Below are 26,966 nucleotides of genomic sequence, written 5' to 3' on the forward strand. Positions count from 1 at the left end.
CCATTTTTTCCAGTGTTGGATTATTTCTGTTAATTGCAGCTCTTCGCTATCGAAAGAATTATTCATCATCGGGTGAGCATGATTATTCATCGTCAGCAAACCATCATGTTCATGACAATAGCTATCATCATAGCTCAAGCTATTCAAATGATTGTTCGTCATCTTCGGACTCAAGCAGCTGTGATAGCGGCGGTAGTAGTGACTAAAAAGCCCTTTTATATAAAAGGGCTTTTAGCTATTTAAGGTAAATCAAACCAAATAAATTGACTGTCTTCAAGTACATGAATCACGGCGTTATCTTCAAACACTAAAGCATCACCAGCTTTAACTTCTTGATCACCAATACGAATTACACCTGAAATCACATGAACGTAATTTACCCGTTTTGATGTTTCAACAGGAAGTTCATTTCCTTTTTCCAATACTGCAGATTTTACTTCTGCGTTTTGGCGAATGTGCATAGGTGCATTTGCATCTGGGCCTGCAATTAAATGCCATTTATTTGGATCTTTACGTGGGTCCAAATTAATTTGTTGGTAGTTTGGCTCAGCTTCTTTTACGTCTGGAATAATCCAGATTTGTAATAGATGGACAGGTGTATCAGTGTTATTGATTTCACTGTGCGCCACGCCTGTACCAGCACTCATGAGTTGCCATTCACCAGCCTTAATTTGGCCTTCATTTCCCATCGTATCACGGTGTGAAATTGCACCATCGAGCACACAGGTTAAAATTTCCATGTTGTCATGAGAGTGCGTGCCGAAACCGTTATGGGCATCAATTCTGTCGTCATTAATCACGCGTAATGCGCTTACACCCATATATTTCGGGTTATACCAGTTACCAAATGAAAAGCTATGATAAGATTCTAACCAACCCGCTTTAACATGACCACGATCTTCACTACGATGCAAGAAAGCATTCATGACTCGATCTCCTCAAATTATTATTGATCTCTTGAGGACTATGTTAAACCTGTAGAATGAAGCTAAAAATAGAGTAGATGCAACATATTGTTGCGTTTTTAATATGATCGATATATCAATAAATATTCGTTTTAAATTTTAAGTATAAAAAAAGCCTGCATAAAGCAGGCTTTCTTCTTTAAAGGATTATTCTAAGAATTTAACAGTTACACCTGCACGTACTTTATTACCTAAATCGTTAGCATCCCAGTTGGTTAAACGGATACAACCGTGTGATGCAGTTTTAGAAATTAAAGATGGGTTTGGTGTACCGTGAATACCGAATGATTTTTTACTTAAACCAATCCAGATATTACCTACAGGAGCGTTAGGGCCTGGTGGTAAAGAAAGTGGTTTTAAGTTTTTACCTTGTACGAAGTTTGAAGGTGAATAGCTATACCAAGGGTTACGCGCAACACCAACTACCTTATAAGTACCGGTCGGAGAAGGCGTATCAGTACTGCCAATTGTTGCAGGAAAGGAACCTACCATTTGATTGCGGCTGTTAAACAGATACAACTGTTTTGCACCTTTATGCGCAATAATCAAATGAATATCTTCTGGTAAGTCATTGCGTACGTTTGGAACAATAACTTTCTCACCAACTTTTTTGAAGGTTGCTTTCGGGTTTAATTTCTTTAAGAAACCTTCATCAATATGGAACTTCTCACCCAACATTTCAGTCACACGCGTGTAGTACAAACCTTTCATTTTGGCTTGTAATGCGTAATCAGAAGGAATTGACTCAGCATATGGACCTTTTAAGTCTGCATCAGTAATCGTGTATTCAATAAATGCTGGTTTTGTTTGTTTTGCAACAAGTGCATCCCAAGTTTCTTTAGTTAACTCGCCAGTAGGAGATAAACCATTCATTTGTTGGAAAGATGCAATTGCTTTTAGGGTATTTTTACCGCTCATGCCATCAATCGCACCCGGCGAAGCATGTGCATTGTTCAACATAACGTGAGCACGTGCATAAACTGGAAGTTGGCCTTTGCCAATGTTTTCGTACCAGTCAGCATTGTTTAAGCTATCTAATGTCCATGAAACAGCTGGAGCAGGAGCAGAAGTCTTAGTGGCTGTCGCTGTTTTAGCTGGTGCAGTTGGTTCTGAAGCAGCAATGCCTGAATCAGCATTTGGATCTTCAGCTTTTTGTAGATTTTGTAATGTTGTAGACGCTCGATTTAAATCATTTTGTTCTTGAGCAGTAATCTGTGTCTGCGCTTGGGCTTTTGCAGTTGAAGCAGCATCTACAGCAAGCGGATCAATTGGATCTTCTACAGGAGCAGATACTTTTTTAGGGTTCAGTGGTTGCTCAGTTGTTGACGCAGCCAAAGCAACATTAGCAATAATACAACTTAAACTCATAGCGAGTAATGAGCGAACAAACATGTAATTCAACCTTAAGAATTTTCATATAAGCAATAGGGCAAGGAGACTGATCCTAACGTTTATAAAATCACCAACAACGCAATTTTTGCGCATTCAATATTGGTGAATTTAATCATTAAAGGAATATCAATAAACCCGATGTAACATGTTGCAAGTATTGCAGAAAACCGAGCTTCTTGCAGTAGACTTTTGTGTAAATATGCATTTTTTAGTGGATTGACAAGTTTTTTGTATGAAATTGAAATTATAAAAACATCTACGTTTTGATATGATGCTGCCACATGAAAAAGATAGAGATCGGCAATGACGACACTTAAAAATGATCGTTTCTTACGTGCTTTATTACGTGAGCCTGTAGACACCACACCGATATGGATGATGCGCCAAGCAGGACGTTATTTGCCTGAATATCGCGAAACACGCTCAAAAGCGGGTGACTTTCTATCTTTATGCAAAAATACAGAGTTTGCTTGTGAAGTAACTTTACAGCCTTTACGTCGTTATGATTTAGACGCAGCAATTTTATTTTCAGATATTTTAACTATTCCAGATGCACTCGGTTTAGGTCTTTACTTTGAAACAGGCGAAGGCCCTAAGTTTCATAAAACGGTTCGTACTGAACAAGATGTAGCAAATTTACCAAAGTTAAACGCTAAATCTGATCTTGATTATGTCATGAACGCAGTAAGTACAATTCGTTCTGCTTTGGGTGGTCAAGTCCCACTCATTGGTTTTTCGGGTAGTCCTTGGACACTAGCAACTTACATGGTTGAAGGTGGTTCAAGTAAAGAGTTCCGTTTTACCAAGCAAATGATGTATGCACAGCCAGAAGTTTTGCATGCGCTACTCGACCATTTAGCAGATTCAGTGATTGACTATCTAAATGCTCAGATTGATGCGGGCGCTCAAGCAATTCAAATCTTTGACAGTTGGGGCGGTGCTTTAGCACACCGTGAATATGTAGAGTTCTCTTTGAACTATATGAAAAAGATTATTGCGGGTCTGCAACGTGAAAAAGATGGGCGCCGTATTCCTGTCATTGTATTCACCAAAGGTGGCGGTCAGTGGTTAGAACCAATGATTACAACAGGTGCAGATGCTTTAGGTTTAGACTGGACGACACCATTAAATACAGCCCGTACAACTGTAGCAGGTCGTGTTGCTCTACAAGGGAACCTTGATCCGGCTGTTTTATATGGTTCGGCAGCTACGATTGAAAAAGCCGTAAAAGCGATGTTAGATGATGCTTACGCAAATGGTGAGAAGACTGGTTATGTTGCAAACTTAGGTCATGGCATTACCCAGTGGGTAGATCCTGCGCAACCAAAAATCTTTGTAGATACAGTGCATGAGTATAGTGCTAAATATCTAGGATAGTTCTTTGTGCGCCACCTAACTTTACCAATTCATTTTATCGGCAAGGCTGTTTCGGCAGCCTTGTTTGGTATTCTGCTTTTAATAGCTTTTGCCCTGACAGCACCGATGGGTAGCCATGAATATATGGGTTTTTATCGTTATGATTATTTACTCATCTATGCACTCATTATTCAAATTTGCTTGTTATATCTAAAGCTGGAGTCATGGCAAGAAGCCAAAGTCATTGCTTTATTTCATATCATGGCAATGGTCATGGAAATCTTTTTGACACATCCCGGCATTGCTTCATGGCAATATCCGCAGCCTGCGGTATTTAAAATTATTACTGTGCCTTTATTTGCAGGCTTTATGTACTCGGCTGTAGGTAGTTTCTTTGCTCGCTCAATACGACTGTTTCAAGTTTCCTTTGAGAAACTGCCAAGCTTTGGAAGCATGCTTTTTCTCGCATTTTTCTCATATATTAACTTTATGAGTAAATTCTTTATTCCTGATATTCGCTATATTTTATTTGCATTTAGTGTTTATATTTTCTGGAAAACTACACTTTATTTTCAAATAAATGAACGTAAGTTTAAAACGCCAATGCTCCCTGTGTTGGTGACACTCGCATTCATAATTTGGGTTGCTGAAAATATCAGTACATTTTATAAAATTTGGGTTTACCCAAGTCAGATTAATGCTTGGCATATGGTGGGATGGGGTAAACTGGGTTCGTGGTATTTATTATTACTGCTAAGTTTAGTATTAGTTCTTAAAATATTAGGTCATCGAGATAATCAAGGTAATTGGAATTTAAAGTAAAAATTTCATTTTCACTTTTTATCATATTATTTAATTTTTAATTGCTAAATGACTGGCTTATCGCTATCTTTAAAGGGTGTAATAATAGTTACACATAACAATACATAAGAAACAAATCAATAATGATTTTTGGAGATATTCATCATGTTAAAAAAATTAGCTTTAGCTGCGTTATTAGCAGCTGGTTCAAGTGTTGCTATGGCTGATAACGATGTAGGTTGTGGTGTGGGTACGCAAGTATGGGCAGGCAAAAAAGGAGTAGCGCCTAAAATTCTTGCTGCAACAACAAACGGTATTTTTACTAACCAATTATTAGGTATTACTTTTGGTACTTTAGGCTGCCGTCAAGGCGGAACAGTAACAGCTCAAGTTGTTACTTTCACAAATGAAAATGCAGAAACTTTAGCGCGTGATATGGCTGTAGGCCAAGGTGAAAGCCTGAACGTACTTGCTGAGTTAATGCAAATTAAACCACAAGACAAAGATCGTTTCTTCAAAGTTTCAAAAGCAAACTTTGGTGAAATCTATTCAGCAGACAACCAAAACACACTTCAAGTATTGGCATCATTACAAAACGTAATGGCTAAAGACGACGTTTTAAAAGCTTACGTATAAGTTTGAAATTGAAAACCCTGTCATTTGGCAGGGTTTTTCTTATATTTAATGATAAAAATTGATGAGCTTAATGAAATCGGTTGTTTTAATTTTTGCCTCATTGGCAGTTAATATTGCGTATTCAGCAGAAATAAATCCATCTATTCAAAACTACTGGTCTATTGCAGAACAAAAAAAGTTAGATCAAGACATCACATGGCAACGTCTGATGTATGCCAATAAAAACCAGAAGAGTGAAGTGAGTTACTCTGGTTATTTTATGGCGCCAAATGGGAAAAATAATTTAAAAGAAGAACAGAAAGCAGATATCACAGCATTATTTGCACCAGCTCCAGACAATCAATCAATTCGTTGTAAGTTTCCTGCACGCAGTCAATGGCTTATAAAGCAATTAGGCATTCAAGAAAATGAATTACCGCAAGTAAAATGTTCAGAGTTTGAAAACTGGATTGGCCAGATTAAACCTTATAAAGCGACGCTAATTTACGCGACAGACTTTATGGGCAATCCAAGCTCAATGTTTGGACATACCCTATTGCGCTTAGACCCTAAAGATCAAAAACAGTTAAACCTCGTTTCTTACGCTGTAAATTATGCAGCCACTGTCGCAGGCAATGACAACTGGTCATATGCTTGGAAAGGCTTAACAGGGCAGTATCCGGGTGAATATTCACTTATGCCTTATTATCGTAAGGTAAAAGAGTATGGTGATTTTGAAAGTCGTGACTTATGGGAATATGAGTTAAATCTATCTCCTGAGGAAACACGCTTTTTAGTGTCTCATATTTGGGAAATGCAACATGTGAGCTTCCCTTATTACTTTGTGAGTGACAACTGCGCCTATCGTTTATTGGGATTGGTTGATTTGGTTAAACCTGAGTCTAACTTACAAGAAAAGTTTAATTACGCTTCTATTCCAATGGAAACGATTAAAGCGATGCAGCAGCAAGGACTTACTAATGCTCCTGTGTATCGACCAGCTTTAGAGACTCAATTATTAGCTCAAGCTCATCAGCATGGCGCGTCTTTGGCAAAAGTTGCTCATCAGGTAGCCATGATGCCAACTAAAGAGTCCTCCGAAATACTTAAGTCGTATAGTCAGCCAGATCAGGCCAAAATTCTTGAGATGGCTTACGATGATTTATATCTACAATTCATTAGTCGAAAAGTTGAAGAAAGTTTTGCTCAACCACAGCTAAGGCAGCTTTTGGCTTTAAGAAGTCAGATTGATTTAGATAAACAACGCCAAGAACCTAAACGGCCTTCTACCGAGCCAACACAGGGCCATAATGCACGCAATGTTTCGCTAAAACTGGGCGAAGTACAAGGTGATAAGTTTATCGAGATTGGACATAGACAGGCTTACCATGACTTGATTGACCCTCAAGGAGGGTATCGAGCTGGTACTCAATTGCTCTTTTTAAATGGTAGTGCGCAGTGGCGTAACGATCATCTAAAACTTGAGCATCTTGATCTGTTAGAAGTGAACTCCTATAACCCGATCCAACCATTCAAAACACCTCTCAGTTGGGGATTTAACTTAGGCTGGCGTCAAGAAGCAGTTCATGACGGCGTTTATAGTGATGAAAAACAGCATGGCGTAGCGAGTTTTAATACCCAAGTTGGCTATAGTGTTGCGGACTATGAGCGTAAACATGTGTGCTATGGACAAGTCCAAGCTTATGTTCAAGCAGGTTCAAATTTAGATAAAGGTTGGCGTGTAGGAATGGGGCCAACTCTAGGCTGTATGAATCAGTGGTTTGAAAACTTTAACTCAGTAATACAAGTTGAATTACCCTATTGGGAAGACCAAAACCAATGGAACTTACGCTTAAATACCCAGTGGCAATATGCCATTAATAGCAATAATGCTATTCGCCTGAATTGGGATTATGAAAAACAAAATCATTTGGACTGGATGAAATCAAGCTTAGGATATGTCTGGTTCTTTTAAATCGTATATTCATAAAAAAAGAGAAATAGATTTCATCTATTTCTCTTTTTTGTTTTAGCTAAAGATGATTATTTCTTTATCGCATTTAGCACAGCATAAGCCGCCTTAATGCGTTCTTCGTTTGGAATACGTTTATTGGTTAACATGACTAAACCAATATTCTCTTTAGGAATAAATACGACGTATGTTCCGAAGCCATTGGTTGAACCAGTTTTGTGAAACATTTTAACTGAAGGTTCTTTAGAAATAGCAGTCACTTTATTAGGCTTCATTACAATCTGGTCAGAATTACTGTCTAATAAAGTTTGTAAGGTTGCAGGGTAAGAAAACTCTTCCCAACCAAGCGCCTGATACATGGTACCTACTTGATAGAAACCTTGATGTGTCTCATTAATTGCACGTTGAATATCAGCTGGATATTGCTGCGGGTTGAGGTTGGCATGAACAAACCCCAACATGTCTGGAAGAGTCGATTTAACGCCGTAAGCTGGACCATCTAAGGGACCAGGGTTAACTCGAATCGGCTGATTTTGTTGGTTATAGCCAAATGCATAGTTTTGCATCTGAGTTTTAGGTACATTGACATAACTATGTTTTAAGCCAAGGTCTGGAAAAATGGTTTTTTCTAAAACCTGATTAAAAGGTTGATTCATCGATAAGCTTACAACTTTTCCAAATAGGCCAATACTTGGGTTGGAATATTGTCTATATTCACCAATTGGATTTTTAGGCTTCCAGTCTTTGAAAAAAGTTAAAACTTGTTGGTCTGTTTGTACTTCATCTGGAAACTGTAGCGCAAGATTACCACTGGTATAAGTAGCAAGTTGAAGTAAATTGACCTGATCAATCGGGGTGTTTTTTAGCTCTTTCCAGTATTTACTTGGCTTATCTTCAAAAGAGATTTTTCCCTTATTTTTAGCATAAGCACCTGCTGTAGCGGTAAATAGTTTACTGACAGAACCTAGCTCAAAAATGGTACTGCTATTTACAGCTTTTTTATCTTGAACAGATTGAAGGCCATAATACATTTCATATTTTTTATTATTTTGAATAATACCTACCGCCATACCCGGCACATTATATTTTTCTAATAACGGTTTAAAATTTTGATCAACCAGTTTCTTAATTTCTTGCTCTTTTGGTGTATTCCCTGCATAAATTGAGGTATTAAAAATAAAAAGAGGGGATAAAAGTAAGCAAGAAATTTTGTTAAATCGCATGATTAACTCATAAATTATTTAAAATTAAAGATGTGTACTTTTATAACAAAAATCACATAATTTGATTGTTATGTTTTATAGAGTAAGTGCTTTATCTAAATATAAAAAAGCCCAACTGAGTCGGGCTTTTTTGCAGTAGTTACCAGATTAGTAGCTTTCTGGTACTGCACTTAAGAATTCACGGCGTGCTTCTTTGTCAGTTTTAAAATCTCCGACAAAAGAAACTGTACGGGTTGTAGACTCTTGTTTACCTACACCACGCATCATCATACACATATGTGCAGAGTCAATTACGACAGCAACACCGCGAGCACCAGTCACTTCAGCCACAGCTTCAGCAATTTGCTGAGTTAGATTTTCCTGAATTTGCAAACGACGAGCAAACATCTCGGTAATACGTGCAAATTTAGATAAGCCAAGAACTTTGCCTTCTGGTAAATAGGCAACATGAACACGGCCATAGAATGGAAGGAGGTGATGTTCGCAAAGCGAATAAAATTCAATATTTTTCACCAATACCATTTCATGGTTATCTGATGGGAAAACAGCATTATTGGTGACTTCTTCTAAAGTTTTACTATAGCCAGAAGTTAAATATGAAAAAGCTTTAGCCGCACGCACAGGCGTATCTTTAAGGCCGGGACGATTAAGGTCTTCACCGACGGCAGTCAGAATGTTTGCGTACGATTGCTGCATTGACATAAGGCGTATAAATTTACTCTATTAGACAAGCTCGGCATTGTATCAGAAACATGACCTGATGTTCATAACTCGTCGCACTATATTTATCCTGTTCGGTACGCGTTGGATAAATGGTGAATAAATTTCATGTTTTTTATCGTTAATAGTCAAGTATTTGAACATGAAATGTGCGACTAATACAGTTAAGTTATAAATGATCGCCTCATGGCATCATATTTGCAAATATGCCGTACTATAGAGCATAAGGATAAAAAATGTCAGAACGTCCAATTACCTTTTTTTTTCGTGGCAGTCAGCAACAAGTAGAAAATGTATTACCCACCATGACGGTCTTACAATTTCTCCGAGAATATACGCAAGCCGATAAGACTCGGCAGACTGGTACAAAAGAGGGCTGTGCTGAGGGCGATTGTGGTGCATGTACAGTAGTGGTTGGTGAGTTAGTCAATGACAGCTTGCAATTACGGAGCGTGAATGCCTGTATTCAGTTTTTAGCGACTTTAGATGGTAAAGCTTTATTTACAGTAGAAGATCTTCATAATTTATTACCTACACAAGCTGGGACATTGCATCCTGTACAACAGGCAATGGTGGATATGCATGGCTCACAATGTGGTTTTTGCACGCCCGGTTTTATCATGTCGTTATGGGCAATGTATGAAAATGAGCAAGAACCACCAAACAAAGATAAAATCAGCGATTATCTTTCTGGAAATTTGTGCCGCTGTACGGGCTATCGACCTATTTTAGATGCAGCAAAAAAAGCATATGACTATCCGCGTGTTCAATTAGAACGTCAAAAAGTAATTCATGTATTAAAAGATATTCAAGCATTACCTGCATTGCATTTAAATCATCATGCTCAGCAATTTTTTGCACCCAAAACTTTGCGGGATTTTACTGCTATACGTTCACAGTTGCCGCAAGCCCGTATTGTTGCAGGTAGTACAGATGTTGGTTTGTGGGTCACAAAACAAGGCCGTAATTTAGGAGATATGCTATATATCGGTCAGGTTGAAGAGCTTAAAAAGATTGTAGTCACAGACCATACTTTAACGATTGGGGCAAACGTAAGTTTGAGTGATGCACTCATCAAAATTTCAGAGTTTTATCCTGACTTTCAGGAATTACAGCGCCGTTTTGCTTCCATGCCTATTAAAAATGCTGGAACTTTAGGTGGAAATATTGCCAATGGTTCGCCTATTGGCGACTCAATGCCAGCATTAATTACGCTAGGAACACGCTTAATTTTGCGCTTAGGTGAACAGACTCGTGAAATTGCCTTGGAAGACTTTTATTTAGATTATCAAAAAACAGCATTACAACTTGGTGAGTTTGTAGAGTCGATTGTTATTCCACTTCGTGAAGGGCAGACGCATTTTAAATTTGCCAGCTATAAAATTGCTAAACGTTTTGAACAAGATATTTCTGCGGTATGTGCGGCTATTTCTTGTGAGTTAGATAATGATGATGTCACTCACAATGTAAGAATTGCTTTTGGTGGTATGGCAGCTATTCCCAAACGTGCAAAATATGCAGAAGCCATATTAGAAGGCCAGCAAATTACAGCAGAATTGATCGTTCAGGCGCAGCAGGCATTGTCGCAAGACTATCAGCCTTTAGATGATGGACGTGCTAGCTCGGCATATCGTTTACACGTCGCGAAAAACTGTTTACAGCGTTTTTATGTAGAAAAAATCCTGTCTCAAACGATCACTCGTGTGAATGACTTGATCGCTATGGTGGAGATCTAAAATGAATCAAACCATTGACTTAAATATTTCTAAAAAATCAGCTAAAGCAGGTGATTCGATTCCACACGAGAGCGCGCATTTACATGTGACGGGGCAGGCAACTTATATTGATGATTTACCTGAGCTTGAAAATACCATGCACCTAGCTGTCGGATTTTCAAATTGTGCCAAAGGCAAAATCAGTAAGTTTGATTTGGATGCAGTACGTCAGGCTGAAGGTGTCCATGCAGTTTTTTCGGCAAAGGATATTGAGGTTGAAAATAATTGGGGACCAATTGTAAAAGATGACCCGATTTTTGCCGAAGAGCAGGTCGAATTTTATGGACAAGCCTTATTTGTGGTCGTTGCCGAGAGTTATCAGCAAGCCCGTCAGGCAGTTCGCTTAGCAAAAATTGAGTATGTGCCTGAAACTCCAATTTTAACGATTCAAGATGCAATTGAAAAAGAATCGTGGGTGTTACCACCTGTTGAATTTAGTCATGGTGAAGTTGAACAGGCATTTCAAAATGCAGCACATCAACTTTCTGGGGTGATTGAGCTGGGCGCCCAAGAGCATTTTTATTTAGAAGGACAGATTTCCTATGCGATTCCACAAGAAAATCAGAGCTTAAAAGTTTATTGCTCGACACAACACCCAACCGAAATGCAGCTGCTGATTTGTCATGCATTAGGCATGAATATGCATCAGGTGAGTGTGGAAAGTCGCCGTATGGGTGGTGGTTTTGGCGGTAAAGAGTCGCAATCGGCGCAGTGGGCATGCATTGCATCTTTGGCAGCACAAAAAACAGGTCGTCCGTGTAAATTACGTTTAGATCGTGATGATGACATGAGTGCTACAGGCAAACGTCACGGTTTTGCTTATGAGTGGTCTGTAGCTTTTGATGACACTGGTCTTTTACAAGGCTTAAAGGTGCAACTGGCTTCAAACTGCGGTTTTTCGGCTGATCTTTCTGGGCCAGTAAATGAACGAGCAATTTGCCATATTGGCAACGCCTATTATTTAAATGCAGTTGAGCTACGTAACTTGCGTTGTAAAACCAATACTGTTTCCAATACGGCATACCGTGGTTTTGGTGGACCGCAAGGCATGTTTGTCATTGAAAATATTATTGATGACATTGCTCGTTATTTAAGTTGTGACCCAGTTGAAATTCGTCAGCGCAATTTCTTTGCCGAGCAGCCCGGTGCTGGACGTGACCGTATGCACTATGGGGCAGAAGTCCGTGATAATGTTGCGCCAAAATTAGTAGCCGAATTATTGCAAAGTAGTGATTATGCAAAACGCAAACAGAGCATTCATGCTTTTAATCAGAACAATGACATCATTAAACGTGGTATTGCGTTAACCCCATTAATGTTTGGCATTTCGTTTAATGCTGTACATTACAATCAGGCGGGTGCACTGGTCTATGTGTATATGGATGGCACTGTTTCTATTACGCATGGCGGTACAGAAATGGGACAGGGGTTATATACCAAAGTACGTCAGGTTGCTGCACATGAGCTGGGGTTACCAATCGATAGTGTTCGTTTAATTGCAACTGATACTTCTCGGGTTCCAAATACTTCAGCAACCGCAGCATCGAGTGGAGCAGATTTAAATGGTAAAGCGGTTCAAAATGCCTGTATTAAAATTCGTGAGCGTCTGGCAAAACTTGCAGCTGAAATAAGTAATAGTGATGCTGACCAAGTCCAGTTTGAAGATAGTATGGTTTCAACAGCGAATGGCCATTCATGGACATTTCCTGACTTGGTTCAACGGGCATATATGGCGCGTGTGCAATTATGGGACAGTGGTTTTTATAAAACGCCAGAAATTCACTATGATCAGGTCAACCATTTAGGGCGCCCATTTTTCTACTATGCTTATGGCGCAGCGGTCAGCGAGGTCGCAATAGATACCTTAACAGGGGAAATGAAAGTATTACGTGCCGATATTTTGCATGATGTCGGGCAGTCAATTAACCCAGCAATTGATATTGGGCAAATTGAAGGTGGTTTTGTACAGGGGATGGGGTGGCTCACGACGGAAGAGCTGTATTGGCAGCCGCAGGGGCCACACGCAGGTCGCTTGTTTACCCATGCACCTTCAACTTACAAAATCCCGACCAGTGTGGACATTCCTCATATTTTTAATGTCAAACTGTTTGATAACCAAAATCAGGCGGACACCATCTACCGCTCCAAAGCGGTAGGTGAACCGCCATTTATGTTGGCATTATCAGTGTTCTCTGCAATTCGTCAGGCAGTACAGGCGGCTATTCCAGAAAATGCACCGCTCGTACTCAATGCTCCAGCAACTGCCGAAGAAATTTTACGCGCGATTGCGATTGGACGCGGACAAGCTTTGGCTGACCGACCACAAGCTAAAATGTAGAAGATTATGCAACATTTACAATGGTGGACTGATTTTGTGGCGTGGCAAGTCGATGCTCTGCCTATGGTATTGGTCACAGTAGTTCGCGCTGATGGTTCAACACCACGAGAAGTTGGTGCAACCATGTTATTGCGGTTTAATTTGCAACAGCAATGGCAGCAGTCAGATACGATCGGTGGTGGACATTTAGAATTTCAGGCTATTGATATTGCTAAAGCAATGTTAAGTGAAATGGAAACTTCTGAGAGGCGTATTGAACGCTTTAACCTCAGTGCTCGGCTGGGACAGTGTTGTGGCGGGGTGATGTGGTTATTGTTTGAAAAAATATCACCCGCTGCGATCGCATCGGATTTATCTGCGAGTTTGCAAGCATGGCGAGGCGGAAAGCATATATGGCGTACCGTCTCATATCAATATGCATCCACTTGGCAGACTAAGGATATAGAACAACAACCAAGTTTCGAGTTTCATTCTGGCAGTAGTGAAGAATGGCAATTTAGCCAGCAGATAAAACCTTATGCTATGCAAGTGCTGATTTGTGGCGCCGGGCATGTTGGTGAAGCAATTGTTCGTTGTTTATTGCCTATTGGAGTTCGGGTGAAATGGATTGATCCGCGTGATGATATTTTTCCATCCGATTTACTGCAACAGGTGCAATGTATACCGACTGATACCTTAGACGCCGAGATCGAGCAATTTGATCGTTCGGGGGCAATTTTAATTTTAACGCACGATCATCAACTAGATTTGCAATTGTGTTTTACAGCCTTAAAACCTACGGCGAAACCATTTGCTTATGTCGGAATGATTGGTTCAAAAAGTAAAAGAGCTATTTTTGAAAAGCGTATGCAAGTACGTGGTTATACTCCTGAAACTTTGCAACGTTTAGTTTGCCCGATCGGGGTAGAAGGAATTTCATCGAAACAACCTGCAATGATTGCCGTTGCAGTGGTTGCTCAATTATTACAGGTATTTGATGTAAAAAAATGATCCCAAAGGATCATTTTTTTTGTTCGAACTTTGGATTTTTTTCTGCGCGTTTAAGCAGCACGAGAACTGCACCTGTGCCACCTTGATTTTCTGGAGCACTTACAAAGGCTAAAACATCACGATGTTGGCGTAACCATCCGTTGACATAGGTTTTTAAGACCGCTTCGGGGCCTTTACCATGTACAATTTTAATGACATTTTGATTTTCATCTTTTGCCATCTGGATAATTTGTAAAACTGCATCACGTGCTTGTTCAATGGTACAGCCGTGTAGATCTACAGCTTCAAACCAACGCATCTTGCCTGCTTTTAAGTCTTCAAACACCTTATGTTGAAGTGTTGCAATGCGATAGCTTAATGAAGCTTGGCTTGCGACTGGATTTAAAGCAGCTTGAGTGTCTGACAATTCAGCATGTTCGGTATCACGGCCGCCTTCGGCAGCTGCACGTTTAGCTAGTGTTTGTGCATCGACTTTTTTGGCACGAGGTGGTTTGACATTAGCCACATTACTATTGTTGATGCGTTTAACACCTGCAACAGCTTGTTGAAACAAATGTGTATCTTCCAATTCTTCAGGCTCAGCCTGAGATTTTTTAGTCTCAGGCTGATTTGCGATTTTGCTTGAATGAGGATTGGAGATTTGCTTTTTAAATTGCTTCAATAATTTTTGTTGCTCTTTAGAAAGCGATGAATCTTTATTACTCATATATCTTCATTAAACCGTTTGAGGTTGTCCAAAAAGAGCAGTAAAAGCTTGATCTGGACGTGGTTGTTTCATAAAACTTTCGCCGACCAAGAAGTTGTGAATATCATGCTCTTGCATCATATGCACATCGTCTGGCGTCGCAATACCGCTTTCAGTAATTAATAAACGTGAGGCTGGAAGTAATTTTTTCAATCGGATAGACGTATTTAAATCTACATCAAACGTTTTTAAATTACGGTTATTCACACCTAATAAACATTGTTCAGAAAGCTTTAACGCGCGTTCCATTTCTTCTTCGTCATGAACTTCAACCAATACATCTAGTTGATGTTCAAACGCAGTTTTTGACATTTCTTCGAGTTGCTGGTCAGATAAACAAGCAACAATTAATAAAATACAGTCAGCATTCAAAGCACGTGCTTCAACTACATTGTATGGGTCGACCAAGAAGTCTTTGCGCAAAGCAGGCAGGGCACAATGATTGCGAGCAATCACAATATTTTCATCTGCACCCTGAAAGAAATCAACATCAGTTAGTACCGATAAACAGGCTGCACCAGCTTGTTCATATTGCTGGGCAATTTCAGCAGGATTAAAGTCTGCGCGAATAACTCCTTTTGATGGAGAGGCTTTTTTAATTTCAGCAATCACACCCGGACGTTTATGTTGTAAAGCATTTGCAAAGCCACGTACTGGAGTCGCAGCTTTTGCTAATTCTTCAACGTCTTGCAAATTACGTTGTTTTAATCGCGCAGCAAGTTCCTCATGTTTACGGTCAACAATTTTACCTAAAATGGTATTTTGAATATTAATCATGAGAAATCCTTAATCTGCCTGACATTGTTTTAATGTTTTGGTAAATTCAGCCAAAACACTCATTTTTTCTAAAGCTTGTCCGCCGTAAATAATATCTTGAGCGAAGGTAACAGCCTGAGCATAAGTTTTGGTAATACCCGCCACATAAATTCCTGCGCCTGCATTAAGCGCAATCATATTTGCTGCTTTTTCACCAACATCAGTTTTATTTTTACCCAATGCATCTTTAATGAGCTTTAAGCTGGAAGCAGCATCCGCAACCACTAAACCGTTTAAAGTTTGTGACTCAATTCCGACATCTTCAGGGGTAAGTGTCCATTCAGTAATTTCACCGTCTTTGAGTTCAGCAACAGTTGTAGGCGCTGCAAGGCTAATTTCATCAAGCCCATCTCTTGAATGAACCACCATCACATGTTCAGCACCAAGTTGCTTCATCACTTCGGCAATTGGACGACAAAGTTCATCTGAAAATACACCAATCACAAAACGTTTTACACCAGCCGGATTCGTAAGCGGGCCAAGTAAATTAAAGATACTGCGAACACCAAGCTCTCGTCGCGGTCCAACAGCATATTTCATTGCTTTGTGGTGGTTTGGAGCAAATAAAAACCCTACACCCATCTCACGGATGCAGCGTTCAGTTTGTTGCATGTCTAAATCAAGATTAATACCTGCTTGCTCAAGTAAGTCTGATGAACCTGATTTGCTTGAAACGCCACGGTTACCATGTTTGGCAATGGTTGCACCTGCCGCCGCAATTACAAAGCTTGAAGCGGTCGAGACATTAAATAAGTTTTGACCATCGCCACCCGTGCCGACAATGTCAACTAAATATTTGATATCACTGACATCAATTTTGATGGCAAATTCACGCATGACACGTGCAGCAGCAGTAATTTCGTCAATACTTTCACCTTTCATGCGAAGGCCCATCATCAAAGCACCAATTTGTGCTTCGGTTGCCTCACCCTGCATGATGCTACGCATAATGTCTTCCATTTGCGGCTGAGTCAGGTGAATATTTTTTGTTATATGGTTAAGTGCTTGTTGAATATTCATAGGGATCACTTATGCATAAATATCTAAAAAGTTTTTAAAGATTTGATGGCCATGTTGACTCAAGATTGATTCAGGATGGAACTGCACGCCCTCAACAGGCAATGTCTTATGTTTAACACCCATGATTTCTTCCATTGAGCCATCTGCTTCATTAGTCCAGCACGTTACTTCAAGGCAATCAGGCAGAGTTTGCTGATCGATCACCAACGAATGATAACGAGTTGCCGAGAATGGGCTAGGAAGATTACTGAAAATACCTTTATTGCTATGGTACATATCAGATAAACGTCCGTGCATCACTGTTTTGGCTCTTACAATGTTTCCGCCAAAAGCTTGCCCAATACTTTGATGTCCTAAACACACGCCAAGCAAAGGAATTTTTCCGGCAAAGTGGTTAATTGCAGGAATTGAAATACCAGCTTCACTTGGGGAACAAGGACCAGGACCAATAACCAGATATTTAGGTTGCCATCGTTCAATATCCTCTAATGTGACTTGATCATTGCGAACTACTTTTACTTCCTGATTCAACTCGCCAAAATACTGGACGATGTTGTAGGTAAAAGAGTCGTAATTGTCGATCATTAGAAGCATGATGAACTTAACCTCATGATAATTAATATATATTTAATAAGTGACTAGAGTATTACTCACAATGTTACTCACTTTTTAAAAAGTACTTTTATTTGCTCAAATAAAAAGCCGCTTTCTAAACGGCTAATATAACAAAAAAAGAAGTAACCAGTTTAACTATTTCATTCGTTAGAAATTTGCAGAAAAAAGCTTTGGGAATGGGTGCTTTTTAAAATTATAGTAAATAGAAATAAGGCAAAATAAACTTGTATTGGAAATAAAAATTATTCTGCCTTATTCATAAAAGAAGATTAAATCTTACGTGTGTTATAAATCAGCCAATCTAAAACATCGCCAGACACGTGTTCAGCTAGTCTTTCTTGAACAGTTTGATGGTAGCCATTTAACCAATCTTTCTCTTCATTCGTTAGCAGATCAATAACGATACAATCTAAATGAATCGGGCAAAGGGTCAGCGTTTCAAACTCTAAAAATTCACCGTAAGTTTTTTCAAATCCAGAGTGGAGACGGTTTGCAACGAGGTTTTCAATACGAATACCGTATTGTCCCTCATGGTAAAGACCTGGCTCGTTGGAAATAATCATTCCGTCATGCAAGTTGCTATGGGCATGTATTGGTGCGTAATAAGAAAGCACTTGCGGTCCTTCGTGTACATTAAGCGCAAAGCCTACGCCGTGGCCTGTTCCATGGCGATAATCTAAACCATGTTGCCATAAAGTATGGCGACAAATTGAATCGAGTAGAGGAGCAGCTAAACCTTCTGGATAAATGGTTTTTGCCAAAGCAATATGACACTTTAAAACCAAGGTGTAGTCACGTTTTTGTTGCTCTGTTGGTGTCCCGACGGGAACAACACGGGTGATATCCGTTGTTCCATCAACATATTGCCCGCCAGAGTCAATCAGTAACAGACCATCACCTTTAATAAATGAATAGTGCTCTTCAGTTGCACGGTAATGGGGTAGGGCACCATTGGCATTAAAGCCAGCAATCGTTGAAAAACTTGGGCCTATAAAACCCTCTTGCTCAGCACGGAAGGCTGTAATTTTCTCATCAATAGTCAGTTCTGAAATGCTTTCACCATGATGAAGTACTTTTTCCAACCAGTGAAAAAAGTGACATAGTGCAACACCATCTTTCACCATGGCGTGACGGATATGAGCTATCTCACTTTCATGTTTACGCGATTTAAAAAGTGTACTTGGGTTGATGTCGTAGACAACCTGAATATCTTTTGCGATGGCTTGTTCATGAAAAACCGATACTTTGGCTGGATCTAAAAGTACCGAGGCATCTGAAATATTTGCTAAAAACTGAGCTGTATCTTGGTAGTTACGAATCTCAATGCCATCTGCTTTGAAAGCCTGTTGAGTGGTTGAATCGACTTTGTTGCTTTCAATGAATAAAACAGCTTGTTGAGCACTGATATATAAATGCGAAAGAAATACTGGGTTATATTCTACATCTTGCCCACGTGCATTTAAGACCCATGCAATATCATCTAAAGATGAAATAAAATGACCCGTAATATGCTTGCTATGTAAAGTTTCACGAAGCGCCTGAATTTTTTCTTTACGAGATAGTGCATTTAAGCCTTCGGACATTAAATGAATCTGCTCTGAAGGAAGTTCAGGGCGGTTGGACCAGATTGAACCGATTAAATCTTGTTGTGTTTCAAGTTTAAAACCGCGTTGTTTTGCTGTAGCTTCTAAAGCCTTAAATTGCTGGATTGAAAGCGTTTGACCGTTTACTGAAATAACCGAACCAGCGGATAAGTTTCTCTCAATCCATGCAAGATGTGTTGAAGACTCATCACTGGTCAGCTTTTGTAATTGAAATCCAGTTCCAGCGAGTTGTTGTTCGGCTTGCCCCCAATAGCGACCATCAGCCCACAGTCCAGCAAAGTTTTGGGTCACAACTAAGGTGCCAACAGAGCCACTAAAACCGCTTAACCACTGCCTTGCTTTCCAGTAGTCAGGTAAATACTCTGACATATGAGGATCTGCACTCATAACAATCAAAGCATCAACGTGTTGAGTGGTCATGAGTTCACGAAGTTTTGCTAGTTTTTCTGGAACAGTTAAGTCGGTCATATCGTTTCCAAATTAGGTTGAACTTTGTTGCTAGTTTTATTCATTAATTTATTCAGGGGTTTCTTTAATAAAAATAACACGATTGCGCCAATAACCAACGCCAATACGCAGCGCATAAATAAACTAGGTAAATGTTCGATCGCATCTGCTGAAACTTGTCCGCCAATTAGGCCTGCCATGAGATTACCTAAAGCAGTACCTGTAAACCATAGTCCCATAATTTGCCCACGAATTACATTTGGTGCAAGTTTGGTCATGGTCGATAAACCAATCGGACTTAGGCAGAGTTCTCCTAGCGTAAGTAAAAATAAACTGCCTACAATCCAAAACGGCGAAACCAAACCATCACTAATCGCAAAACGGCTAGCAAACGACATTACTAAAAATCCGCCTGCCGCAAGTAAAAGCGCAATAATAAATTTTGAAATGTAATTGGGGTCTTTATTCGATTTGCCTAGTTTTGCCCACAGCCATGCTGCAATTGGGGCAAAAATAATAATAAAAAAGGCATTAATAGACTGGAACCATACGGTTGGAATTTCAAAGCCTAAAACATTGCGGTTTGTATAGTCCTGAGCAAATAAATTAAAAGATGTTGGCTTTTGTTCAAAAGCAGACCAAAAAAGAGCGGAAGTGATCAATAGCACAAAACAAATAATAATTTTAAATTTGTCGTTTTGATCTAAATTAAGGAAAAGCAATAAATAAGCAAAGTAAGCAATAATTCCTAGGCCAATTCCTACGGTTAAGTAGGTTGCTACCACGACTGGGTTAATGTGGATAATCCCAAACAAAGTTAACGCAATAATCATCGCAACTACGAATAAAAAACTAAATACAATTTTGGGTGCATTTTTATTATCTACAACAGGTTTATTGCAGGTGTTGGTTTCCTGACGTAACTCATTAAAAGTTTGAAGTTGCGGGAGTACAAAAAAGCGGAAAATTAATAAAGCAATTAACATTCCGATGCCACCAATACCAAAGCCTAAATGCCAGCCATGATTTTGTACCAACAGTCCCGTTATGAGTGGGGCAATAAAAGACCCCATGTTAATTCCCATATAAAAAATAGAAAAACCTGCATCACGCCTTGCGTCATGAGTTTTATATAGTGTTCCTACAATCACCGAAATACAGGTTTTAAATAATCCGGTACCTAAAACAATCAGTACTAAACCTAAGTAAAAGAAAGACTGATTAAACAGAGAGCTAAGGGCAATTGATAAATGACCTAAGGCAATAATAATTGATCCATACCAGACAGCACGTGCTTGCCCTAACCAGTTATCTGCAACCCATCCACCAAAGACGGTCATTAAATACATTGAACCTGCAAATAACCCAACAATAGCGGCAGCCGTTGGTCGGTCGAGTGCTAGGCCACCCTCATTGACCATAGCAATCATGTAGAGAATAAGTAAAGGCTGGATACCATAATAAGAAAACCTTTCCCAAAGCTCTGTAAAAAATAAGCCTTGTAGCGGTTTAGGATGACCAAAAAATGCTTTATCTGGCTGTTTAAGTTCATGTTTCATTATTCAAATCCTTGAATGATTTTCTGTTTTTTTATAAACATAACTTTTAGTTTGATTATTTATAACCAAAATTTATATTTTATTTTTTAGTTATTTTTAATAATAAAAGCAAATTTACCTTGTATAAAAAAAGTGAATGAAAAAGAACATGAATAGTGGAGTTAGTTATTAGGTGTTAATTATGATCAGTGTTCATTTGCTGAATCAAAGAACTGTATAGTGCTGAAATGAAAGATAAGAATTCATAAAAATGAAAACTATTTATAAGATTGTAGGTAAACAACAGAAAGATTATTTGGATTACTTAATGAGTTAGCTTGACTCATTTAAGCATCGTAAAAATGAGCGAGATCTATGGCTTTAAGACCCGTAAAATTTTTTGTGTAATCTGATAACAATCTCAACATTATATATAAGAAAGTATTATGATCAGAAATGACTGTTAGAAATTGATGCAGTGGGTTATATCAGTGCAACAATTTTGCACTAAATTAGGGCAATAATGAGCTGTTTAAATATGCCATAATTTGAAAATGTGTGAATATGGTGCATTTGCACATTCAAACAGTATAATGGGTTCAAGACAAGGGGCCTAAATCATGAATAGATATAAGTAATTCAATGTTTTAGGTAAGTCTTATAAAGTTGGTATGAGAATTGCTTTATAAATACCAGCAACTAACACGCACTCAACAAGTGCAACAAAATTTCATTGGAGCAAAATGAGCATGGCGAACAAGGTCCTTCAACTCATACAAGAAAGTGGCGCAAAATGGGTCGATTTTCGCTTTACTGATACTAAGGGTAAAGAACAGCACGTAACTTACCCAGCTGATTCTATTGATGAAGATACTTTTGAAGACGGTAAAATGTTTGATGGTTCTTCAATCGCTGGTTGGAAAGGCATTGAAGCGTCTGACATGATCTTACGTCCAGATGCAGAAACTGGTTTCATCGACCCGTTCTTTGCTGAACCAACTGTAGTTGTGACTTGTGACGTTATTGAACCTTCAACTGGTCAAGGTTATGAGCGTGACCCACGTTCGATTGCTCGCCGTGCAGAAGAATACTTAAAATCTACAGGTATCGGTGATACTGCATTCTTCGGTCCAGAACCAGAATTCTTTGTATTTGACGAAGTGAAGTGGGACATCGATATGTCTGGCGCTCGTCATACATTAATCGCTGAAGAAGCTGCTTGGTCTACTGGTAACAGCTATGAGTCTGGTAACTCTGGCCACCGTCCACGTGTGAAAGGCGGTTACTTCCCAGTTCCTCCAGTTGATTCTTCACAAGATATGCGTGCAGAAATGTGTGCAAAAATTGAAGACATCATGGGCCCAGGTCGTGTAGAAGTACATCACCACGAAGTTGCATCTTGCCAGTTAGAAATTGGTGTGAGCTTCAATACACTTGTTCGTAAAGCTGACGAAGTTCAACAGTTCAAATATGCTGTTTGGAACGTTGCGCATCAATATGCAAAAACAGCTACGTTTATGCCTAAACCAATGGTAGGTGATAACGGTTCTGGTATGCACGTTCATATGTCTATCTCTAAAGATGGCAAGAACTTGTTTGCTGGTGATGAATACGCTGGCCTTTCAGAAATGGCGTTGTACTTCATCGGTGGTATCATCAAGCACGCTCGTGCATTGAATGCAATCACAAACCCATCTACAAACTCGTACAAGCGTTTGGTTCCTCACTTCGAAGCACCAATTATGCTTGCTTACTCAGCACGTAACCGTTCTGCGTCTATCCGTATTCCATACGTTTCTAGCCCTAAAGGTAAGCGTATCGAAGCTCGTTTCCCAGACCCAATGATGAACCCGTACTTAGGTTTCGCTGCATTGTTAATGGCTGGTATCGACGGTATCCAAAACAAGATCCATCCGGGCGAAGCTGCTGATAAGAACTTGTATGATCTTCCTCCAGAAGAAGAAGCAAAAATCCCAACAGTTGCTCATAGCTTAGATATGGCTCTTGAAGCACTTCAAGCAGATCACGAATTCTTGTTAAAAGGCGGCGTGTTCACTAAAGAAATGCTTGATGCATACATCGAACTTAAAACTGAAGATGTACGTCGTCTTAACACGACTACTCACCCAGTTGAATTCGATATGTACTACAGCTTGTAATACGTATTTCGTAAAAAAGCCTGCTTATGCAGGCTTTTTTATTGCTTGGAATGTTGATTGAATTCTCTACGTTTTTTATCAAAAAATTGGGGTAAACTAGGTGCGAGTTTTCATGTGAGCAGATTATGCGTAAACGTCAACCAGTACTTAAACAGGAACAAGTTTTAAATCCTGCATTGAAAACATGGTTGTATGCGTCTGGTTCTCTGACACAACAATTAACTGAACTTGGCGGTGGACAGTTCAGCGTAAAACCTTTCAAAGAACATTTTCAACGGTTAACTTTTGCAGACAGTCAATGGATGAATATGCCTCATACCCACACTTCATGGGTGAGGGAAACTTATTTATATGGTTGTGAAGTAGAGCCGTGGGTTAAAGCAAAAAGTATTTTTCCAATTCAAAGCTTACAAAAAAAAGCCCGTATATTTCAGCATATTGGTTCTAAACCGATAGGCCAGTTTTTATTTCAAAGAACAACTCCACTGTGTGATCGCCGTGTTATTCGCTTACCAGAAGGCTGGACGCGACAAAGTTGCTATACTTGGCATGGGTGTAAATTTATTGTTCAAGAAACATTCTTACCAGCTTTTGAAGCTTTTTTATATCAGCAGCACGACAAGGAATTACTATGACGACTGCAACAGGTACAACATGGCGTCAGCGTTTAGAAGCTTATTATTATCTATGTCGATTTGATAAGCCAATTGGAACCGAACTGGTGTTTTGGCCAACCATGTGGGCACTTTGGGTTGCATCAAAAGGAATACCTCATTTAGATATTCTATTCGTTATGATTTTAGGCGTCATTTTTATGCGCGCTGCTGGATGTGCTATTAATGACTTTGCTGATCGTAAAGTAGATGGTCATGTAGAGCGTACAAAAACACGTCCTTTAGCAACGGGTGTTATCCGTGCAAGGGAAGCAGTATATGTCTTCTTGGGCCTTGTTTTAGCAAGCGCATGTCTTTTGTTTTTTTTACCTATAGAAACTTTCTACTGGTCATTTGGAGCATTATTTTTAGCGTTTATTTATCCATTTATGAAACGCTATACCAACTTGCCACAGGTATTTTTAGGAGCGGCATTTTCATGGTCGATTCCTATGGCTTTTACTGCTGTAGGTAAAACTCCAGATCTAACTTGTTGGTTGCTCTATTTTGGAAATTTGGCTTGGACAGTGGCTTATGACACTCAATACGCAATTACAGACCGTGAATATGATTTAAAAATTGGCGTGAAATCTACCGCTATTCTTTTTGGGCGTTATGACATCCAAATTATTGCACTTTTACAAGTAACCAGCCTTGTTTTGATTGGAAGCGCATTATATTTAGAAAATATTTTATTTCCATGGGCGATCATTGCTTTGGTTTTAGTGGCATTCGATTTTGTATATCAAACAATTAAAACCAAAGATCGCAATCCTCAGGTTTGTTTCTGGGCATTCCGTCACAATCGCTGGGTTGGATTAATTATTTTTCTAGGAATATTTTTAAATTTCATATAGTAAAAATGACCGTAAGGTTGAAAAGTGTTCTATGCAGAGCACTTTTTTTATGTCTTAATATTTGTGCATAAAAAATATGCGGAATAAACAATACATAAAAAGGATATTTTATGAAACGGTCAAAAATTGCTTTAGCTATAACATTATCAGTTTCAGCATTATTTCTTACAGCGTGTAATGACAATAATGACGATTACACTGGGATAGATTCAAATAAAACTTTTTTGTCTGAGAGTAACTACGCTATTGATCAAGTTGATAATGCTTCATCAATTAAAGTAATGACTTATAACATGACAAATGTTCAGGGAAAAACAGCCACTGCTACAGCTATGGTTTTATTTCCAAAAGCTACACAACCTAAAGATGGTTATCGAGTGGTGGTATGGGAACATGGAACTGTTGGAGTGGGTGATGGTTGTGCACCAAGTAAAAATGCAATTAATCCTCGATTTAAAATTTTAGCTGAAAATTTATTGGCAGCGGGTTATGTCATTATTGCGCCAGATTATGAGGGTTTAGGTACCCCTGGGGTGCATCCATACTTAAACTTATCAAGTGAAGCGAAATCTGCACTAGCGGCAGTCAAAGCAGCAAAAGACCATTATGGTACCCAGTTGAAAGGTGATTGGATGTCAATTGGTCAGTCACAAGGTGGACATGCATCATTGGGTACTGCTGAGTTTGCTAATACGGATGCAAGTTATAAAGGTGCGGTAGCCGGAGCACCTGCTTCAAGTTTGGGAACAATCATTCAAATTTATATTGATCCGCAATTTAATCTTGATGCAAACGGAAAACCTAAAGCAGTAAATAAATTGGATGAAAACTTGCTGCAAGTTCGTTATGCAGTGGCTAATAAATTGATTACAGAAGCTGAAGGTCAGGCGATGATTGACCAAATTGCTGATGGTTATGCTGAATTGTTAGCATATGCTGCTTTTGCAAGTGCAGGAATTAAAGCACAGCAACCCAATTATGACATGAAGTCAATCTTTACATCAGGAGCGGCTGACATTGCTGAATTAGCTTATGGTCGTACAGGTGATGATGGCGCATGTCTAAGTTATCCAGCACCTGATACTGCAAATGGCTTACAAGCGAAGTTTAAGGCGGGAATCTTAGCTTTCTTAGCTGATCCTACACATCAAATTTCACAATATGGTATTGATCTGAACAAATTCAAAGCAGATCAAGTAGTTCAAAGCTTCTTGACCGTGACTCAACCTGCAACAAATGCTACAGCTGAAAAAGTTATTAAAGCACCTGTATTCATTATTCAAGGTGAAAAAGATCAGGCCGTATTACCAGTGGTAACGCAAGCCTTATTCGCAAATATGAAAGCAAATGCTTTGAAGTTTTTCCCTCAAGGTGGATACGATAAGGGATATAATTTAACAATTGTACCAAATGCAACGCATACACAAGCAATTGTATGTAAAAATGCAAATGCTGTAGACTTTATTCAAACCAATATGTCAGCAGGTACAGGAATTGTTCTAACTGATGCACAGAAAGATGCTAGCCAAAGCCCTCACTGTACAGGTAAGTTCTAAGTGTCCTTAAGCTAACTTTTAGTTAGGTAAAAAAAGAGCCTCTTTATAGAGGCTCTTTTTTGTTATATTGTTACATATCTTAAAATTAATGATGTTCGAGTTTAAAACACTTATGAGCCAGCAACCTGTTGAAAAAAAGTCTGTTCCTTGGTTATTAATGGGATTAGGTTTGCTTATTCCTTTTTTGATTATTGGGATACTTTTCTTTGCTGCAAAGAGTGATGCTAAGAATAAAAAGCAGTATGAGCAGCAACGTCTAGAAATGGAAAAAAGAATAGCGGAGAAAGAAGCTGCAAGTTCTGAAAAGAAATAATAGCAGTGCTGTTAATGAATATCCTTTTGTAGCTGGCGTACGCTAGGGATGCTTGTATAACGTTTTACAATATATCCTGCTTCTGTAAGCATTTGATCACGCATACGGTCTTCTTCTACTTTTTCAAGATGGGTAGGGTCATCTAATTCAATAATTGCGATGACTTCCATTTTGTCGTTTAGCACAACAAAGTCGGTAACTTTACGGTTGAACTGACTACGAACTTTATAATCATTACTGGTAATTAATGCGCTAAAGGCCACTTGAGCTAAAACATGGTAACTAGGGAAACTCTGTTTCAAACGGATAAACATCTGAGTTTCAAAATTAGTAATGATAGGGCGGGCAAAGAATTTTTGTTTTTGAAATAAATAGGGACGTAAACAAACGACAAGAAAAATACAGGTGCTTAAGCAGCCTAAAATAATAAAAAATAAATGACTCGATTCGAACATGTGACAACATCATACAAATAAAAACCCACTCGTAATGAGTG

At 39.0% G+C, this 26,966-nt stretch carries 23 protein-coding genes and 1 pseudogene; 13 read left to right on the plus strand and 11 right to left on the minus strand.

Going from position 1 to position 26,966, the window contains the following annotated elements:
• Positions 1-78 precede the first annotated feature (78 nt).
• Positions 79-243, plus strand: a complete 165-nt coding sequence (locus NE363_RS05455; protein ID WP_445535983.1) for a hypothetical protein — start codon at positions 79-81, stop codon at positions 241-243.
• Here NE363_RS05455 and NE363_RS05460 read toward each other — a convergent pair.
• Both NE363_RS05460 and NE363_RS05465 read right to left on the minus strand, forming a co-directional pair.
• Positions 240-926 (minus strand): pirin family protein, encoded by a 687-nt coding sequence (locus tag NE363_RS05460; protein WP_445535984.1) that lies wholly within the window; start codon positions 924-926, stop codon positions 240-242. The two genes, NE363_RS05455 and NE363_RS05460, sit on opposite strands and share 4 nt — an antisense overlap.
• Positions 927-1,112: 186 nt before the next feature.
• The gene (locus tag NE363_RS05465; RefSeq protein ID WP_039250756.1) at positions 1,113-2,357 is read right to left on the minus strand and encodes a L,D-transpeptidase family protein; all 1,245 of its coding nucleotides are present in this window, start codon (positions 2,355-2,357) and stop codon (positions 1,113-1,115) included.
• 303 nt (positions 2,358-2,660) lie between these two features.
• Here NE363_RS05465 and hemE point away from each other — a divergent pair, with 303 nt between their 5' ends.
• From hemE to NE363_RS05485, 4 genes are all read left to right on the plus strand, one after another.
• The gene (gene hemE, locus NE363_RS05470) at positions 2,661-3,734 is read left to right on the plus strand and encodes a uroporphyrinogen decarboxylase (RefSeq protein WP_004700197.1); all 1,074 of its coding nucleotides are present in this window, start codon (positions 2,661-2,663) and stop codon (positions 3,732-3,734) included.
• 6 nt (positions 3,735-3,740) lie between these two features.
• Positions 3,741-4,535 (plus strand): DUF817 family protein, encoded by a 795-nt coding sequence (locus NE363_RS05475; protein WP_004700200.1) that lies wholly within the window; start codon positions 3,741-3,743, stop codon positions 4,533-4,535.
• Between the two features lie 144 nt (positions 4,536-4,679).
• Positions 4,680-5,150, plus strand: a complete 471-nt coding sequence (locus NE363_RS05480) for a DUF3015 family protein (protein ID WP_077163023.1) — start codon at positions 4,680-4,682, stop codon at positions 5,148-5,150.
• A 70-nt stretch (positions 5,151-5,220) separates the two neighbouring features.
• Entirely contained in the window at positions 5,221-7,104 is a 1,884-nt protein-coding gene (locus tag NE363_RS05485; protein ID WP_445535985.1) for an Lnb N-terminal periplasmic domain-containing protein, read from the plus strand.
• Positions 7,105-7,172: 68 nt separating this feature from the next.
• On the opposite strand, the gene blaADC is transcribed toward NE363_RS05485, so the two are convergent.
• Positions 7,173-8,324, minus strand: coding sequence for an ADC family extended-spectrum class C beta-lactamase (gene blaADC, locus NE363_RS05490; protein ID WP_445535986.1), 1,152 nt, complete (start codon positions 8,322-8,324; stop codon positions 7,173-7,175).
• A 147-nt stretch (positions 8,325-8,471) separates the two neighbouring features.
• A complete protein-coding gene (folE, locus tag NE363_RS05495; RefSeq protein WP_001187844.1) occupies positions 8,472-9,020 on the minus strand; it encodes a GTP cyclohydrolase I FolE in 549 nt (182 codons plus the stop codon).
• Positions 9,021-9,280: 260 nt separating this feature from the next.
• Between folE and xdhA the strand changes: the two genes are divergently transcribed.
• Genes xdhA through xdhC form a run of 3 tightly spaced genes read left to right on the plus strand, consistent with a single transcriptional unit; the run spans position 9,281 to position 14,147 of the window.
• Positions 9,281-10,780 (plus strand): xanthine dehydrogenase small subunit, encoded by a 1,500-nt coding sequence (xdhA, locus tag NE363_RS05500; protein ID WP_445535987.1) that lies wholly within the window; start codon positions 9,281-9,283, stop codon positions 10,778-10,780.
• 1 nt (position 10,781) lies between these two features.
• Complete coding sequence (gene xdhB, locus NE363_RS05505) at positions 10,782-13,157, plus strand: xanthine dehydrogenase molybdopterin binding subunit (RefSeq protein WP_445535988.1); 2,376 nt, start codon at positions 10,782-10,784, stop codon at positions 13,155-13,157.
• Between the two features lie 6 nt (positions 13,158-13,163).
• A complete protein-coding gene (gene xdhC, locus NE363_RS05510; RefSeq protein ID WP_445535989.1) occupies positions 13,164-14,147 on the plus strand; it encodes a xanthine dehydrogenase accessory protein XdhC in 984 nt (327 codons plus the stop codon).
• A 10-nt stretch (positions 14,148-14,157) separates the two neighbouring features.
• On the opposite strand, the gene NE363_RS05515 is transcribed toward xdhC, so the two are convergent.
• The 6 genes and pseudogenes from NE363_RS05515 to NE363_RS05540 form a co-directional block, all read right to left on the minus strand.
• The gene (locus NE363_RS05515; RefSeq protein ID WP_019457760.1) at positions 14,158-14,853 is read right to left on the minus strand and encodes a Smr/MutS family protein; all 696 of its coding nucleotides are present in this window, start codon (positions 14,851-14,853) and stop codon (positions 14,158-14,160) included.
• 9 nt (positions 14,854-14,862) lie between these two features.
• The gene (trpC, locus tag NE363_RS05520) at positions 14,863-15,669 is read right to left on the minus strand and encodes an indole-3-glycerol phosphate synthase TrpC (RefSeq protein ID WP_445535990.1); all 807 of its coding nucleotides are present in this window, start codon (positions 15,667-15,669) and stop codon (positions 14,863-14,865) included.
• A 9-nt stretch (positions 15,670-15,678) separates the two neighbouring features.
• A complete protein-coding gene (trpD, locus tag NE363_RS05525; protein WP_077164829.1) occupies positions 15,679-16,728 on the minus strand; it encodes an anthranilate phosphoribosyltransferase in 1,050 nt (349 codons plus the stop codon).
• A 9-nt stretch (positions 16,729-16,737) separates the two neighbouring features.
• The gene (locus NE363_RS05530; protein ID WP_039250772.1) at positions 16,738-17,322 is read right to left on the minus strand and encodes an anthranilate synthase component II; all 585 of its coding nucleotides are present in this window, start codon (positions 17,320-17,322) and stop codon (positions 16,738-16,740) included.
• Between the two features lie 290 nt (positions 17,323-17,612).
• The gene (locus tag NE363_RS05535; protein WP_445535991.1) at positions 17,613-19,415 is read right to left on the minus strand and encodes an aminopeptidase P family protein; all 1,803 of its coding nucleotides are present in this window, start codon (positions 19,413-19,415) and stop codon (positions 17,613-17,615) included.
• Positions 19,412-20,973, minus strand: a pseudogene (locus tag NE363_RS05540) (peptide MFS transporter). The gene NE363_RS05535 and the pseudogene NE363_RS05540 overlap by 4 nt, the downstream one beginning before the upstream one ends.
• A 702-nt stretch (positions 20,974-21,675) precedes the next feature.
• On the opposite strand from NE363_RS05540, the gene glnA reads away from it, so the two are divergent.
• The 5 genes from glnA to NE363_RS05565 all read left to right on the plus strand — a co-directional run bounded on the left by glnA (position 21,676) and on the right by NE363_RS05565 (position 26,470).
• Positions 21,676-23,091 (plus strand): type I glutamate--ammonia ligase, encoded by a 1,416-nt coding sequence (gene glnA / locus NE363_RS05545; RefSeq protein ID WP_171057781.1) that lies wholly within the window; start codon positions 21,676-21,678, stop codon positions 23,089-23,091.
• 125 nt (positions 23,092-23,216) lie between these two features.
• Complete coding sequence (locus NE363_RS05550) at positions 23,217-23,726, plus strand: chorismate--pyruvate lyase family protein (protein ID WP_134261920.1); 510 nt, start codon at positions 23,217-23,219, stop codon at positions 23,724-23,726.
• Positions 23,723-24,601: a 4-hydroxybenzoate octaprenyltransferase gene (gene ubiA / locus NE363_RS05555; RefSeq protein WP_077163013.1), complete on the plus strand. Its 879-nt coding sequence runs from the start codon at positions 23,723-23,725 to the stop codon at positions 24,599-24,601. Before NE363_RS05550 ends, ubiA begins: the two co-directional genes overlap by 4 nt.
• A gap of 110 nt (positions 24,602-24,711) precedes the next feature.
• A complete protein-coding gene (locus NE363_RS05560; protein ID WP_445535992.1) occupies positions 24,712-26,157 on the plus strand; it encodes a lipase family protein in 1,446 nt (481 codons plus the stop codon).
• 112 nt (positions 26,158-26,269) lie between these two features.
• Positions 26,270-26,470 (plus strand): hypothetical protein, encoded by a 201-nt coding sequence (locus NE363_RS05565; protein WP_004700385.1) that lies wholly within the window; start codon positions 26,270-26,272, stop codon positions 26,468-26,470.
• Positions 26,471-26,481: 11 nt separating this feature from the next.
• On the opposite strand, the gene NE363_RS05570 is transcribed toward NE363_RS05565, so the two are convergent.
• A complete protein-coding gene (locus NE363_RS05570; protein WP_445535993.1) occupies positions 26,482-26,925 on the minus strand; it encodes a DUF2726 domain-containing protein in 444 nt (147 codons plus the stop codon).
• Positions 26,926-26,966 lie beyond the last annotated feature (41 nt).

Source organism: Acinetobacter sp. G18 (genome assembly GCF_052660225.1).